The organism is Shinella sp. HY16 (genome assembly GCF_028534175.1).
GTDB lineage: Bacteria > Pseudomonadota > Alphaproteobacteria > Rhizobiales > Rhizobiaceae > Shinella.
Genome location: NZ_JAHYXL010000001.1, coordinates 265,456 through 279,557, shown reverse-complemented (window position 1 = coordinate 279,557; position 14,102 = coordinate 265,456). Strand labels below are relative to the sequence as shown.

15 protein-coding genes and 1 other RNA gene are annotated in these 14,102 nt (G+C 65.0%); 5 read left to right on the top strand and 11 right to left on the bottom strand.

Annotation, left to right across the window (positions count from 1 at the left end):
• Nucleotides 1–56 precede the first annotated feature (56 nt).
• Nucleotides 57–668 carry a ribosome maturation factor RimP gene (gene rimP / locus K0P03_RS01430; RefSeq protein ID WP_272788722.1) on the bottom strand — a complete coding sequence of 204 codons (612 nt, stop codon included), beginning with the start codon at nucleotides 666–668 and terminating at the stop codon, nucleotides 57–59.
• 257 nt (nucleotides 669–925) lie between these two features.
• Between rimP and K0P03_RS01425 the strand changes: the two genes are divergently transcribed.
• On the top strand, nucleotides 926–2,554 hold the full coding sequence (locus tag K0P03_RS01425; protein ID WP_272788721.1) for an MFS transporter: 1,629 nt from the start codon (nucleotides 926–928) through the stop codon (nucleotides 2,552–2,554).
• Nucleotides 2,555–2,611: 57 nt separating this feature from the next.
• Here the strand turns inward: K0P03_RS01425 and K0P03_RS01420 are convergent, their stop codons facing one another.
• Both K0P03_RS01420 and recR read right to left on the bottom strand, forming a co-directional pair.
• On the bottom strand, nucleotides 2,612–3,868 hold the full coding sequence (locus K0P03_RS01420) for a lytic murein transglycosylase (RefSeq protein ID WP_272788720.1): 1,257 nt from the start codon (nucleotides 3,866–3,868) through the stop codon (nucleotides 2,612–2,614).
• Between the two features lie 9 nt (nucleotides 3,869–3,877).
• Nucleotides 3,878–4,483: a recombination mediator RecR gene (gene recR, locus K0P03_RS01415; protein ID WP_023512375.1), complete on the bottom strand. Its 606-nt coding sequence runs from the start codon at nucleotides 4,481–4,483 to the stop codon at nucleotides 3,878–3,880.
• Nucleotides 4,484–4,543: 60 nt separating this feature from the next.
• On the opposite strand from recR, the gene K0P03_RS01410 reads away from it, so the two are divergent.
• Complete coding sequence (locus K0P03_RS01410; protein ID WP_272790433.1) at nucleotides 4,544–5,155, top strand: MOSC domain-containing protein; 612 nt, start codon at nucleotides 4,544–4,546, stop codon at nucleotides 5,153–5,155.
• Here the strand turns inward: K0P03_RS01410 and K0P03_RS01405 are convergent, their stop codons facing one another.
• From K0P03_RS01405 to ffs, 4 genes are all read right to left on the bottom strand, one after another.
• Nucleotides 5,156–5,767, bottom strand: a complete 612-nt coding sequence (locus K0P03_RS01405; protein WP_023512377.1) for a LysE family translocator — start codon at nucleotides 5,765–5,767, stop codon at nucleotides 5,156–5,158.
• 34 nt (nucleotides 5,768–5,801) lie between these two features.
• Nucleotides 5,802–6,125 carry a YbaB/EbfC family nucleoid-associated protein gene (locus tag K0P03_RS01400; RefSeq protein ID WP_023512378.1) on the bottom strand — a complete coding sequence of 108 codons (324 nt, stop codon included), beginning with the start codon at nucleotides 6,123–6,125 and terminating at the stop codon, nucleotides 5,802–5,804.
• A gap of 76 nt (nucleotides 6,126–6,201) precedes the next feature.
• Nucleotides 6,202–8,085 carry a DNA polymerase III subunit gamma/tau gene (locus K0P03_RS01395; protein WP_272788719.1) on the bottom strand — a complete coding sequence of 628 codons (1,884 nt, stop codon included), beginning with the start codon at nucleotides 8,083–8,085 and terminating at the stop codon, nucleotides 6,202–6,204.
• Nucleotides 8,086–8,145: 60 nt separating this feature from the next.
• Nucleotides 8,146–8,243: signal recognition particle sRNA small type (gene ffs, locus K0P03_RS01390), an RNA gene on the bottom strand.
• A gap of 71 nt (nucleotides 8,244–8,314) precedes the next feature.
• On the opposite strand from ffs, the gene K0P03_RS01385 reads away from it, so the two are divergent.
• Both K0P03_RS01385 and nudC read left to right on the top strand, forming a co-directional pair.
• Entirely contained in the window at nucleotides 8,315–8,770 is a 456-nt protein-coding gene (locus K0P03_RS01385) for an HIT domain-containing protein (RefSeq protein ID WP_050742552.1), read from the top strand.
• Nucleotides 8,767–9,741 carry an NAD(+) diphosphatase gene (nudC, locus tag K0P03_RS01380; protein WP_050742553.1) on the top strand — a complete coding sequence of 325 codons (975 nt, stop codon included), beginning with the start codon at nucleotides 8,767–8,769 and terminating at the stop codon, nucleotides 9,739–9,741. The genes K0P03_RS01385 and nudC overlap by 4 nt, the downstream gene beginning before the upstream one ends.
• Nucleotides 9,742–9,745: 4 nt before the next feature.
• Here nudC and K0P03_RS01375 read toward each other — a convergent pair whose 3' ends face one another.
• The 3 genes from K0P03_RS01375 to K0P03_RS01365 form a co-directional block, all read right to left on the bottom strand.
• The gene (locus K0P03_RS01375; protein WP_272788718.1) at nucleotides 9,746–10,012 is read right to left on the bottom strand and encodes a hypothetical protein; all 267 of its coding nucleotides are present in this window, start codon (nucleotides 10,010–10,012) and stop codon (nucleotides 9,746–9,748) included.
• Between the two features lie 70 nt (nucleotides 10,013–10,082).
• On the bottom strand, nucleotides 10,083–10,934 hold the full coding sequence (locus tag K0P03_RS01370) for a prephenate dehydratase (RefSeq protein WP_272788717.1): 852 nt from the start codon (nucleotides 10,932–10,934) through the stop codon (nucleotides 10,083–10,085).
• Nucleotides 10,935–10,946: 12 nt separating this feature from the next.
• Nucleotides 10,947–11,702 carry a 3-deoxy-manno-octulosonate cytidylyltransferase gene (locus tag K0P03_RS01365; RefSeq protein WP_272788716.1) on the bottom strand — a complete coding sequence of 252 codons (756 nt, stop codon included), beginning with the start codon at nucleotides 11,700–11,702 and terminating at the stop codon, nucleotides 10,947–10,949.
• A 151-nt stretch (nucleotides 11,703–11,853) separates the two neighbouring features.
• On the opposite strand from K0P03_RS01365, the gene K0P03_RS01360 reads away from it, so the two are divergent.
• Entirely contained in the window at nucleotides 11,854–12,606 is a 753-nt protein-coding gene (locus K0P03_RS01360; RefSeq protein WP_272788715.1) for a c-type cytochrome, read from the top strand.
• Nucleotides 12,607–12,677: 71 nt separating this feature from the next.
• Here K0P03_RS01360 and K0P03_RS01355 read toward each other — a convergent pair whose 3' ends face one another.
• Nucleotides 12,678–13,622: an AEC family transporter gene (locus tag K0P03_RS01355; protein WP_272788714.1), complete on the bottom strand. Its 945-nt coding sequence runs from the start codon at nucleotides 13,620–13,622 to the stop codon at nucleotides 12,678–12,680.
• Nucleotides 13,623–14,102: the final 480 nt, after the last annotated feature.

Sequence of the window (14,102 nt, the reverse complement as noted above, 5' to 3'; positions counted from 1 at the left end):
CTCCATCCCGCCCGCAAGGAGGGCAAACACCCCCGGGACGGAACGTACTCACAAACTCAATCGTCGCCGTCTTCGTCGTTCTGGTTCGCAGCCTGCGCGGCCTTGGCCTTCTTGTCGGCTGCCAGCGCATCACGAATCAGGTCGTCGGTCAGGATCAGCCGGCCCTCGGCAAGCGCCGTGAAGGGAATGACGACCGTCGGCTCGTCGCCGGCGGCGGGCTGATCCCGCTCCAGGGTGAAGCCGTTCTCGTCAGCCGCGACGATCTTGCCGCGAAAGCGCTTGCGGCTGTCGACGAGGATCGACGTCTCGCATTTCAGCAGATGGCCGAGCCAACGCGAAAAATCCGACTTGCGGACCATCGGCCGGTCGATGCCGGGCGACGAGACCTCCAGATGATACGCCTTGTCGATCGGATCCTCAACGTCGAGCACGGGCGAGACGGCCATCGAGACCTTCTCGCAATCCTCTACCGTCATCGTGCCGTCCGGCCGCTCGCACATGATCTGCAGCGTCGCGCCGTTCTGCGCCGAGAGGCGTACGCGCACCAGCTGGTAACCGATCTGCTCGATGGTCGGCTCGATGATGTCGGCGACGCGCCGGTCGATACCGGTCTCGACGATCAGCCGCGGCTCGATGACCGCATTTCCTGTTTCACTCGTGTCGGACATGACATGCCCTCCCGGGATAGTCGTTATCATGCACTCGATCGGAGCAATAAAAAAGAGCGGGTCCTCGCGGGCCCACTCTTCATCTGACGATCAAGAATTTGCGGCTGATATAGACCGTGTTTGTCACAATTGCAAGGTCGGCCGGCCTGCTTGCCTGTGGGCGGCCTGATCGCGTAGCTTTTGCCGCCACCGGCTTGCCCCTTTTGTCCTATGGACTAGATTGTCGACAACGCTGCATCGAGAATGAGTGCCTGCCCGTGCCAGACCGGAGATCCTCCCTCGCCCCTTTCAGGAACGAAACCTTTCGGGTGATCTGGGCGGCGAGCCTGATCTCCAATTTCGGCGGGCTCATCCAGTCCGTGGGTGCAGCCTGGATGATGGCCTCGATCACCTCCTCGGCCAACATGGTGGCGCTGGTGCAGGCCTCGACCTCACTGCCGATCATGCTGTTCTCCGTCGCCGCCGGCGCGCTTGCCGACAATTTCGACCGGCGCAAGCTGATGCTGACGGCCCAGTGTTTCATGCTCGCCGTCGCAATCGGCCTGACGCTCTGTACGTGGTACGGCGTCATCACGCCCTGGCTGCTCTTGACCTTCACTTTCCTGCTCGGCTGCGGCACGGCGCTCAACAATCCGGCCTGGCAGGCCTCCGTCGGCGACATGGTGCCGCGCGAGGACCTTCCCGCCGCCGTCTCGCTCAACAGCATGGGCTTCAACCTCACCCGCAGCGTCGGCCCGGCCATCGGCGGCGCGATTGTCGCTGCGGCGGGAGCGGCGGCGGCCTTCGCCGCCAATGCGCTCAGCTATTTCGCCCTTCTCTATGCCCTCTTCCGCTGGAAGCCGAACATCTCGCCGAGCGGCCTGCCGCGCGAGGATTTCGGCCGCGCCATCTCGGCGGGCCTGCGCTACGTATCCATGTCGCCGAACCTCGGCAAGGTGCTGCTGCGCGGCTTCGCTTTCGGCCTTGCGACGAGTTCCATCCTCTCGCTCCTGCCCTTGATCGCCCGCGACCTCGTTTCGGGCGGGCCACTGACCTACGGCATCCTGCTCGGCTGTTTCGGGCTCGGCGCGATCGGCGGCGCCCTGATGAACGCACGGGTGCGCGAACGCCTGACGACGGAAACCATCGCCCGCCTCGCCTTTACCGGCTTTGCCGTCAGCGCCGGCGTTTCCGCGGTCAGCTCCTCCGCGCTTTTGACCGGGGCCGTGCTGCTGATCGCCGGCGCCTCCTGGGTCATGGCGCTCTCGCTCTTCAACACGACGGTGCAGCTTTCGACGCCGCGTTGGGTCGTCGCCCGGGCACTCTCGCTCTATCAGACGACCACCTTCGGCGGCATAGCCGCCGGGAGCTGGATCTGGGGCACAACGGCCGACACCCACGGCGCCGAAGCCGCACTCCTCGCCTCGGCTGTGGTAATGATCGCCGGCGCGGCGCTCGGCCTTCGCTTCAAGCTCCCCGAATTGCAGAGTCTCAATGTCGACCCGCTCAACCGCTTCAGCGAGCCGGACCTGCCACTCGACCTGAAACCGCGCAGCGGCCCGATCGTCGTCCTGATCGACTACGAGATCGCGGAAAATGACATACCGGAATTCCTGGAGGCGATGACCGAGCGGCGCCGCATCCGCATCCGCGACGGCGCCGGCCAGTGGGCGCTGATGCGCGATCTCGAGAACCCGACGATCTGGACGGAGACCTACCATGTGCCGACCTGGGTGGAATATGTGCGCCACAACCAGCGCCGCACCCATGCCGATGCCGCCAACGGCGAGAAGCTGCGCCTGCTGCACAGCGGCGCCGAGCCGCCCCGGGTCCACCGCATGATCGAGCGGCAGACGATCGTGCCGCATGAGTATGAGCGCTTCAAACGGCAGGCGGATATCCATTGACGCCAAGCACCATCCCGTTCGAAGGGAACGGGATCGGCCTCGGCCTTCCTCAAGGATCTACCGCAGTTTCGTCTTGAGCGAGGCATCCGGATAGCAGGTGGGCGTCAGGCCGCTCTTGGCCTGCCAGTCGCCGAGCGAGCGGCGGGTCTTGTAGCCCGGCAGGCCGTCGACCTTGCCGACATCGTAGCCCTTGGCGACGAGCGCCTTCTGCATGGCGAGCACATCCGAGCGCAACATCTTGCCGACATCGCCCCACGCCCCCTTGAACGACCCGCTGCCATAGGCGATGCGGTCACCAAGATTGCCGATGAAAAGGGCGTAGAGGTCGGAGTTGTTGTATTCCTTGAGCACGTAGAAATTGGGCGTGACGATGAACTCCGGACCGTGCGTTCCGGCCGGAACCAGCATCATGCCGGACGCCTTGGCCTCACCGGAAGGAAAACCCTTGCCGGAAATGCGGGTAATGCCGCTCGATGCCCAGGCGGAGATGGGCTTTGCCAGATCCGGTCCCTCCTGCGCGCAGGAAACGCCCGCCGGGATCGAGACCTCGTAGCCCCAGCCGCGCCCCGCCTGCCAGCCCTTCTTGGCGAGGTAGTTGGCGATCGATGCAAGGCTGTCAGGCACCGAACCCCAGATGTCGCGCACGCCGTCACCGTCGAAATCGACGGCATATTGCAGGAAGCTGGTCGGCATGAACTGCGGCTGGCCGAGCGCGCCGGCCCAGGAGCCCTTGAGCTGATCGACGGTCCGGTCGCCGCCATCGACGATATGCAGCGCCGCGATCAGCTCCTTGCGGAACATGTCCTTGCGCGTCGACATGAAGGCCTTTGTGGCGAGCACCTCCACGGCAGAATAAGGGATCTTCGCGCTGCCGAAGCCGGATTCCCGGCCCCAGACGGCAACGACGATCTCGCCCGGCACGCCGAAGCGCTGCTCGATCCTGCGCAGGGTCGCCGCATGGGTCTTGGCAAGTCGGCTGCCCGTTCCCGCCAGCCCCTGCAGGCGCTTCTCGGAGAAATAGGCGCCGGGTGAAGAGAACTCCGCCTGGCTCTGCGCCTGCTCCTTCTTCGGCTTGGAGCCGGGCGGCACGAGGTCGGGCAGATCCCAGTTGAGCGCCACGCCCTGCATCGCCGCGCGAAACGTCCTTTCGCTGACGCCGGTCTTCTGCGCCGCCGGCCAGAGGTCGTTGTCGATCCAGGCGCGAAACATCTTCTCGACCTCCGCCTTGGAGGCAGCCTCGGCGGGTGCCAGAAGGCCAAGCGAGATCAGCGCGGCGCCGAGGACGCCCTTGATGGTTTTGCGGATGATCGGCATGAAGCCTCCTCAGATCGCCGTGCGGGCGCGCAAGGCGGCCGTCAGGGTTCCTTCGTCGAGATAATCGAGCTCGCCGCCGACCGGCACGCCATGGGCGAGCCGGGTGATCTTCACCTCGAGGCCGGAGAGCTGGTCGGTGATGTAATGCGCCGTCGTCTGCCCCTCGACGGTGGCGTTCACGGCGATGATCAGCTCGCGCACGCCGCCCTTCGCCACGCGATCGACGAGGCCGCGGATGTTGAGATCGTCAGGCCCCACGCCGTCGAGCGGCGAGAGCGTGCCGCCGAGTACATGGTACGCCGCGTTCATCGCGCCGGCACGCTCCAGCGCCCAGAGGTCGGACACGTCCTCGACGACGATGATGACCGCATGGTCGCGCCGTACATCCGTGCAGACGGTGCAGGGATCGCTCGTATCGACATTGCCGCAGCACGAGCAGATGCGCACCTTACGGTGCGCCTCGCCCATCGCGTCGGCAAGCGGGCCGAGCAGCTGGTCCTTCTTCTTGACGAGATGCAGCGCGGCGCGGCGCGCCGAGCGCGGCCCGAGGCCCGGCACCTTCGCCAGAAGCTGGATGAGTTTTTCGATTTCGGGGCCAGTGACTCGTTTTGCCATTGCCGGTATCTAGCTCATATCCGGGGGAAACGGAATCCACCTTGCTGGAGGCAGCGCTTGATCAGAATTCTCGCCGTTTGCACGGGTCTTGCCCGTCCGCTTCCGGGCAAAAGCTACAAGACGGGCATTTTCAAGACACCGACCGATGCGGCTGTCGTCGTCGACCGCGAGGGGTTGCTGGGCGACACGATCTGCGACCGGAAACACCATGGCGGGCCGGAACAGGCGGTCTACGGCCTCGGCGGGATTGACCTTGCCTGGTGGTCGAAGGAACTCGGCCGCACGCTGGAACCGGGAACCTTCGGCGAGAACCTCGTCATCGAAGGCCTCGACAGCCGCAGCGTCTCGGTCGGCGACCGGATCGAGACGGAGAGCGTGCTCCTCGAAGTGACATCCACCCGCATTCCCTGCAACACGCTGACCGCCCGCATGGGCGATCCGGCCTTCGCGAAACGCTTCATGCAGGCCGGTCGGTCGGGTTTTTACTGCCGCGTGCTGCAGGACGGCGTGATCCAGGCCGGCGACGCCGCAACCTACACGCCCTTCGACGGCGAGCCTGTGACCATGCCGGAGCTGCTGCGCACCTACGGCAAGAACGTCTCCGAAGAAGACCGGCTGCGCTATCTCGCCGCGCCGATCAACGACAAGCTGCGCGCGGCCCTCACCGGGTGATCAGCGGGTGGCGATGGCCGCCGCGGCACCGGCCATGGTGCCAGCGCTGAGACGGTTGGCGATGCGCACGGCGCGCGGGCTCTTCAGGAACAGACGGGCGCGCGAGGCGAGGAAGACCCACGCAAGGTCGATCGCGACGAGCACGACGAACATGGTGACGACCAGCTCGGCCCAGCCGACGAGGGTGACGGCGCCGAGATCGATGATCGCCGGCAGGAGCGCGACGTAGAACATCATGATCTTCGGATTGCCGAGCGTCACGGTCAGGCCGGCGAAGAACAGCTTTACACCCGAGCGCGCCTCCGGCAGGGCACTGTCACCGGTTTCCGTCGGCGCGAACCACATCTTCCAGGCGAGATAGAGCAGGTAGGCGACGCCCAGCCACTTGATGGCGACGAAGGCGGCATGAAAGGTCTCAGCGATTGCGGCGAGCCCCAGCACGGCGCAGGTGAGCCAGATGCCCTCGCCGATCCACATGGCGGCGAGGAAGGGCAGCACATCCCTTGCCCCGCGCGACAGCACGCGGGCGACCAGCGCCGCAATGCTCGGGCCGGGCGAACCGGCCGCCATCATCAGCGCGCCGGCAAAGACAAGCAGGGTCATCAGGCTCATCGGGTTCCTCCTCGAAAAACCCGAGCCTACAGGATCAGAACGGCAGTTTGAAGCCGGGCGGGATCGGCAGGCCGGCGGTCAGCGCCTTGGTCTTTTCGGCAGCCTGCGCCTCGGCCTTGTCCTTGGCGTCCTTGTGGGCCGCAACGATCAGGTCCTCGAGGATCTCCACGTCGTCTTCCTTGAAGAGCGAAGGATCGATTTTCAGGCCCTTGAGATTGCCCTTGCCGTCGAGCGTGACAGAGACGAGGCCTCCGCCGGAGGTGCCGTTCACCTCGAGGGCGGCGATCTCCTCCTGCATCTTCTCCATCTTGGCCTGCATTTCCTTGACCTTGCCCATCATGCCCATGATGTCGCGCATCGGTCTCTCCTCTTTCTGAATGGATGTTGGAACGTTTGTTTTCACGCAATTCCGCTCCGCATCTCGGCCGGAACTGCTAGTGTTCGATATCGTCGCCGGGCAGGATGTCGCCCTCGGCGGATTCCGCGACGGCCGCAGCCTCCACGGTCTCCGGCCCGTCTTCCGTTTCCTGAACCTTGATGCGCACGTCCATGATCTTGGCGCCCGGAAAGCGCTGCAGGATGGCGGCCACATCGGGGTCCTGGCGCGCATCGGCGACGCGGGCCTCCTGCGCCATCGTTTCGGCCTCGGCCAGGGTCGGCCCGCCCGGTTCGCGCGACAGGATCACCATCCAGCGGATGCCGGTCCATTCCTGCAGCCGGCTCGACAGGTCGTTGACGAGCGATTTCGGCGCATCGTTGGCAAGGCCGATCTCCAGACGCCCGGCCTCGACGCTGACCGGCCGTACGAAGGCGCGCACGAGGGCACGCAGGCGGATGTCGCGGTTTTTCGTGCAGAGCTCAGCAATATCGGCGACCGACTTCACCGGCACCTTCGGTTCGGCCGTCGGCTGCGCGGCCGGGGCAGTCTCGATACGGCCAACCGGCAGGGATGCGGGCTCGGCCTGCGGCACGGGTCGCAGCATCGTCACCGTCCCGCCACCCGACTGGACGCGCTGGACCGGGGCTTCGGGTGTGCGCGCGACGGCGGAAAGCGCGGCTTGCGCCGTCGGCTGGCCGCCATTGCCGCCATATTGCGGCGCGCGGGTACCATTGCCACTACCCTCGCCGCCCGACAGCTCCGCGAGGCGGCGGGCCGCCTCTTCCGGCGAAGGCAGGTTGGCGGCGTGGGCGAGGCGGATGATGACCATCTCGGCGGCGCCCGCCGGACGGCTGGAGGCTTCCGTCTCCGGAATGCCCTTCAGGAGCATCTGCCACATGCGCGACAGCGCGGTGACCGCGATGGAATTGGCGAACTCGACGCCGCGCACGCGCTCGACCTCGCTCAGCGACTGGTCGCCGGCAGCATCGGGCACATATTTCATGCGGGTGACGAGATGGGTGAAATCGGCCAGGTCCGTCAGCACCACGAGCGGGCTGGCACCGGCCTCGTATTGCGCGGAAAATTCGGCGAGCGCGGCTGCGGCATCGCCCTTCACGACATGTTCGAAGAGGTCGACGATGCGCGCGCGGTCGGCAAGACCGAGCATGCCGCGCACGGCATTCACCTCGACGCGACCGCCGCCATGGGCGATCGCCTGGTCGAGCAGCGACAGGCCGTCACGGGCCGAGCCTTCGGCGGCGCGGGCGATCATGGCGAGCGCATCCGGCTCGAATTCCACGCCTTCCTTGCCCAGGATGGTGGTGAAGAGGCCGACGAGATCGGAGGCGCCGATCCGGCGCAGGTCGAAACGCTGGCAGCGCGACAGGACGGTGATCGGGACCTTGCGGATCTCCGTCGTGGCGAAGATGAACTTGACGTGCTCCGGCGGCTCCTCGAGCGTCTTCAACAGGCCGTTGAAGGCCTGCGTCGAGAGCATGTGCACTTCGTCGATGATGTAGACTTTATAACGTGCCGAAACCGGACGATAGCGCACCTGCTCGATGATCTCTCTGATATCGTCGATGCCGGTGTGGGAGGCGGCGTCCATCTCGATGACGTCGACATGCCGGCCCTCCATGATGGCCTGGCAATGCTCGCCGGGCACGCGAAGGTCGATCGTCGGGCGGTCGATTTCGGCTGTCTTGTAATTCAGCGCGCGGGCGAGAATGCGGGCGGTCGTCGTCTTGCCGACGCCGCGAACGCCGGTCAGCATGTAGGCCTGCGCGATACGACCGGTCTCGAACGCGTTGGTCAGCGTGCGGACCATCGGTTCCTGGCCGACCATCAGGTCGGAGAAATCCTTCGGGCGGTATTTTCGCGCGAGAACCCGGTAGGCTGCGGGTTTTTCGCTGGACGGATTGGGGGTTACGTCGCTCATAGACCCTGCCGCTAATCGAACTCTCAGTCCCGACAGGACGGCCAGGATCAGGACGGTAAGGTGGGAGGCTGGCACGATGACCCGTGCCGGGGCTCGTTAGGGCTGCTTCCTTCCGGACCTGACCCGGTTGGCGAGTGGCTCGTCCACCACCAACCTCCCGACCCCCATATCGGCAATATTCCATCCGAATGCAAGCGCGGCTGATAAAAAACTGTTGGAGGGAATTTGGATGCCGTGGCATGACTCTAGGAAACAGGCATGCCGGGAGAATCCCTTGAGCGACTTTCAACTCGACGAACGGATCGTACGCGACAGCGATCTTCTCACCAAGATCGGCCTTTGCGAGCTGCGCCTGATGAAAGACAGCCGCTGGCCCTGGCTGATGCTGGTGCCGCAGCGGCCCGGCGCCTGCGAGATTTTCGACCTGACGCCCCTCGACCAGACCATGCTGACCTTCGAGACGACGCTTGTCGCCGAAGCGCTGAAGACGGTGACGGGAGCGACGAAGATCAATGTCGCCGCGCTCGGCAACATCGTCCGCCAGCTGCATGTTCATGTCATCGCACGCAGCGAGGGGGATGCGAACTGGCCCGGCCCCGTCTGGGGCTTCGGCACCGCCGAGCCACGCACGGCCGACGAAACCAAGGCCTTCTCGGCCAAAATCCTGGACGCGCTGACACCATGAAGCCATCGCTCTTCGATCTCTACCGCCCGCACCCCGAACCCAGCACCATGGTGGCGTTCGCGGAGAACAGCCTCGACCGCCAGTCGGAGCACCGCGCGCCAGACTGCCTGGAACAAGCCTTCAAGGCCGAGACTGTGCATGCCTTCGCGATCGCCGGGGGAAAACTCGTCGTCAAACACGACGAGAAGATCATCGACCCGCTGTTTGCGCCCTACGAGCTCGCCGAGCTCGGCCCCGTGCCGGAGGAAGCCATCCTGCTCGGCTACCTGAAGAACGGCGAGCCACGGCTGGCGATCCCCGTCGGAGCCGATCCCGAGACCCTGCAGGAGCCGCTGAAGGCGGCGGACGGGCGCACACTCTACCGCCAGCAGATGCTCGACGACGACCTGCTCGGACAGTTCGCCCAGGCCTCCAGCCTGATGACCTGGAACGGCAACAACCGTTTCTGCGGCAAGTGCGGCGCGCCGACCCGCTCGGAGATCGGCGGCTACCGCCGCGTCTGCGAGGCCTGCAGCCACACGATCTTTCCGCGCACCGATCCGGTCGCGATCATGCTGGTCATCGACATCGAGCGGGATCTCTGCCTGCTCGGCCGCTCGCCGCATTTCCCCGAGGGCATGTATTCCTGCCTCGCGGGCTTCCTCGAGCCCGGCGAAACGATCGAGCACACGGTGCGCCGCGAGACGCTGGAGGAATCCGGTATCAAGGTGGGGCGCGTGCGCTACCATGCCTCGCAGCCCTGGCCTATGCCGCATTCGCTGATGATCGGCTGCTACGGCGAGGCGATTTCCTTCGACATCCGCCGCGATGAGCAGGAGCTGGAGGATTGCCGCTGGTTCACCCGTGAGGAGACGGCGGCGATGATCGCGCGCAGTGCCACGTCAGGGGTTGCGCCCGGCACCACCACTCCGCCGCCCAAGGGTGCCATCGCGCACCGCCTGATGCGCGACTGGCTGGACTGGACGGTCTGAACCGTCAGCGCAAACCGACATGCGGCCGGTCGCCGGGGTATTCGCGCAGCCGGACGCGCGGTGCCAGAAGACGGGCGATGACGGGGCTTATGACAACGGTGAGGGCGATCCAGGCCGGCAGCGGGTATTTGGCCTGCGCATCGAGTGACGGTATCGCCAGAATGGCAACGGCGCCAACGCCGAAGACGACGGCATTCACCATCAACGAGACGAGGATCGTTATGTGGCAATCGTGCGCATGAGCATCTCCTTTCTCGGAAAGGGCCGCCACCTGCGGCCCGTTCCCTTTGGAAATGCCCCTGCAACGGGCCGGTTCCGGCCCGCCTGACGATCGTCAAGTCTCAGAACGCACTGCGCATCGGATGGGCGCGATAGGTGCCGAGGATGCGGACCTTTTCAGAAAAGAAGCGAAGCTCCTCCAGCGCCCGGCGCACCGGCAGATCGTCCGGGTGGCCTTCGATATCGGCATAGAACTGCGTGGCGTAGAACTTGCCGCCGATCTGGTAGCTTTCCAGCTTCGTCATGTTGATGCCATTCGTCGCGAAACCGCCGAGCGCCTTGTAGAGCGCAGCCGGGATATTGCGCACATTGAAGACGAAAGTGGTGACGATGATCTCGTCTCCATCCCGCTCCACCGGCGCCGTCTCGCGCGACAGCACGACGAAGCGGGTGACGTTGCTTTCCGTATCCTCGACATTCTCCGCGACGATGGAGAGGCCGTAGAGATCGGCCGCAAGGCGCGGGGCGAGTGCAGCCATGGTGCGGTCGCCGGTTTCCGAGACGAGCTTGGCCGCGCCCGCCGTGTCACCCGCGATCACCGGCTTCCAGCCGTTGAGGCGGACGATCTTGCGGCACTGGCCGAGTGCGTGGATATGGCTGTGCACCGTGCGGATCTCGTCCTTCACCACACCCGGCAACACCATGAGCTGGAAGCGGATCGGCATGAAATATTCGCCGATGATATGCAGCCGCGATTCCGGCAGCAGGTGATGGATGTCGGCGACGCGGCCGGCGATCGTGTTCTCGATCGGAATCATCCCGAGGTCGGCGTCACCGTTCTCGATGGCCAGGAACGCGTCCTCGAAGGTCTGGCAGGGCAGCGGCTCCATGTTCGGGAACATATCGCGGCTGGCCATGTCGGAATTGGCGCCAAACTCGCCCTGGAAGGCGATCCTGTTGGTCTTCATGATCATGGCGGGGTCCGGTCAGAGAGGGGTGGCCGCGAGCATGGCGCGGGCTTTTTCGAGGTCGGCCGGAGTATCGACACCCAGCGGAACGGTGTCAACGATCTCCGCATCGATCCGCATACCCGCTTCGAGGGCGCGCAACTGCTCCAGCGATTCCCGCTTTTCGAGCGTCGAGGGCTTCAGCGCGACGAAGGCTTCCAGCGCCTTGCGACGGTAGGCGTAGAGGCCGATATGATGGTAGAGCGGACCCGTGCCGTGCGGCGCCGTCGCGCGCGTGAAATAAAGAGCGCGCAGGCGACTGTCGCTGAGCGGCGAGCCGACGACCTTCACGACATTCGGATTGGTCTTTTCTTCTTCGTCGCGAATCTCGGTGGTCAGGGTGGCGATGTCGGTCGCCGCATTTTCCAGCGGGCGAAGGGCGGCGCGGATCGTCTCCGGATCGATCGTCGGCAGGTCGCCCTGCACGTTGATGATGATTTCGGCCCGCCCCTCGGGATCGCTCTTGGTCAGCGCCTCATGGATGCGGTCGGAACCGGACTGGTGGTCGACACGGGTCATCACGGCCTCGAAGCCGGCGGCCACCACCGCGTCAAAGATATCCTGGTGATCGACGGCAACGACGATCCGTCCGACATTGGCCTCGGCCGCGCGGCGCGCAACCTGCACGATCATCGGCAGGCCCGCAATGTCGGCGAGCGGCTTGCCCGGAAGCCGGGTCGAGGCCATGCGCGCGGGAATGAGAACGAGGGTCTTGTCAAAATTGGCGGAATTCATCTGCAGCCCTTCAAAACCCCCGGGAAAAGTGTCAAAAAGTCTCAGTGCGGGGGCTACAATCACTGTTGCAACGAAGCAGCAAAAGACATAGGTTCCGCGCGATTTCAAGACTGGCCGGCGTGTGTCCGCCGGTTCCTAGGGGAGCGTTTGGATGAACTCTTATGTGAACATGGGCGTAGGTGCCCTGCTCGGCACCGTTTTCGTACTGATGTCCGTGTCGATCGCTTCTGAAGGCATTTTCCATTCGGGCGCTCCCGAGAAGGAAGGCTTCGCGATCGTGGCAGAGGAAACCGGCGGCGAGGCAGCCGGCGGCGGCGAAGCCGCTGCAGTCGTCCCGATCGCCACGCTGCTCGCGACCGCCGACGCGGCAGCCGGCGAAACCGTCTTCAAGAAATGTGCGAGCTGTCACACCACGGAGAAGGGCGGACCGAACAAGGTCGGACCCGGTCTCTGGGACATCGTGAACCGCCCGGTCGCCTCGCATGAGGGCTTCAGCTACTCTGCTGGCATGACCACCTTCTCCGAAGGCCACAAGATCATCTGGGACTACGACCACCTCAGCTTCTTCCTGGAGGCGCCGAAGAAGCACGTTCCCGGCACCGCCATGGGCTTTGCCGGCCTGAAGAAGAACGACGAACGCGCCAACCTGATCGCCTATCTGCGCACGCTCTCCGACAACCCGGCTCCGCTGCCGACCGCTTCCAGCGAAGGTGCGGATGCAGGCGCGGCGGCTCCGGCAGACGGTGCGACGGCAACCGAAGGCGCAGCTCCTGCTGATGGCGCTGCCACCACGACGGAAGGCGCAGCACCCGCAGAAGGCGGCGCAACGACGACCGAGGGCGCAGCCCCGGCAGAAGGCGGCACCGCAACGCAGGGCACCACCACGGAACAGCCGGCTCAGTAAGACGCCAGCGCACAAGACGAAAAACCCGGCCATCGCGCCGGGTTTTTTATTGCCGCCACAAGGAAACAGCCTCACCCCAGGAGCCAGGCCCAGAAGGAAACCGTGAAGACGCCGAGCGCCGTCGTCATTGTTATCGTCGATGAGGCAAGCGCGTGGCCGACGCCGAAATGGTTGGCGAGCAGCCACGCATTGATGCCCGTCGGCACCGAGGAGCAAAGCACCATTGCCGCCGTCCATTCCGGGCTGAGGCCGAGCAGCCGGCAGGCGACATAGACCGAGCCCGGCAGCAGCACGAGCTTGAGGCTGGTCATCGCAAGCGCGATGCCGGCATTCCCGCCGACCTTGTACTTGTTGAGCGCCATGCCGATCGAGATCAGCGCTGCCGGCGCCGCCGCCCCCGCCAGCTGGTCGACCACCACCTTGACGGGCCCGGCCAGTGGCACGCCCCCGGTATGGAACAGCGCTCCGGCGACGAGGCCGATCACCAGCGGATTGCGCACCAGGCTCTTGCCGATACCGAGAAGGAGCATGCCGATACTCTGCGGCTCGCGCGTGCCGTCCTTGCGCTCTGCCCGCTCCATCAGGATCGTGCCGGCGATCATCATGACCGGCAGGTGTACGGAAAGCAGCACCGAGATCGCCACCAGCCCCTCCTCGCCGACGATGCGCGAGACCAGCGGCAAGCCGATGAAGACCGTGTTGGCGAAGGCGGAGGAAACGCCGGCAAGCACGCCGATCCGGCGGTCGCGCTTGAAGCCGAGCGTGGCGATGAGATGCGCGACCGTCCAGGTGAGGGCAACACCGGCGAAATAGCCGATCCAGATGCGCAGGGGCGATTCGCCGGCGAAATCGGCCTCCGCGATAGTGCGGAACAAGAGGACGGGCACGGCGACCCGGAAGACGAACTCTCCCAGCCCCTCCCCCAGTGCCTCGCGCAGGTAACCGGTGCGCACGAGCAGCCAGCCGATGAAAATCAGCGCGAAGATGGGCAGAACATTGAGGGCGACGTCGGACATGAAACCGTCCCGGGGAGCAGGGAAAAATTGGCAGGACGAGTACCCTGCAGGCCTCATGGGTATGGCAAAGCCCGGGGAGGGTCCAGCGCGAAAGGGCAGCGCGCAAATGAAAAAAGCGAGGGTTATCCCCCCGCTTCCTCATCCCGGCCTGGCCGGGGAAGTGTTTCACACGGGGTGCCAGTACATCCGTGGTCACCGCGCTTGCGAAACACGACTTTCGTGTCTGACGATGCTTCTATCGGCCCGCTGTTACAGCGATATGACAGAAACGGTTCGTCCGTGATTTGAAGTCTGCGCCGATATGGTTAACAAAAGATTAACGCGGCGCCTTGCCAAAAAATTTCGCATTTCCGGCGATTGAACAGCGACGCTGAAACGTCTTCCCCCTGGTTCCATGCGCCACCCCCTTTTCCGGCCCCCCCGACGCGCTCCGTCTTTCGATTGACAAGCCGTATCCGGGTCTGGACAGTGGCGGCGGCA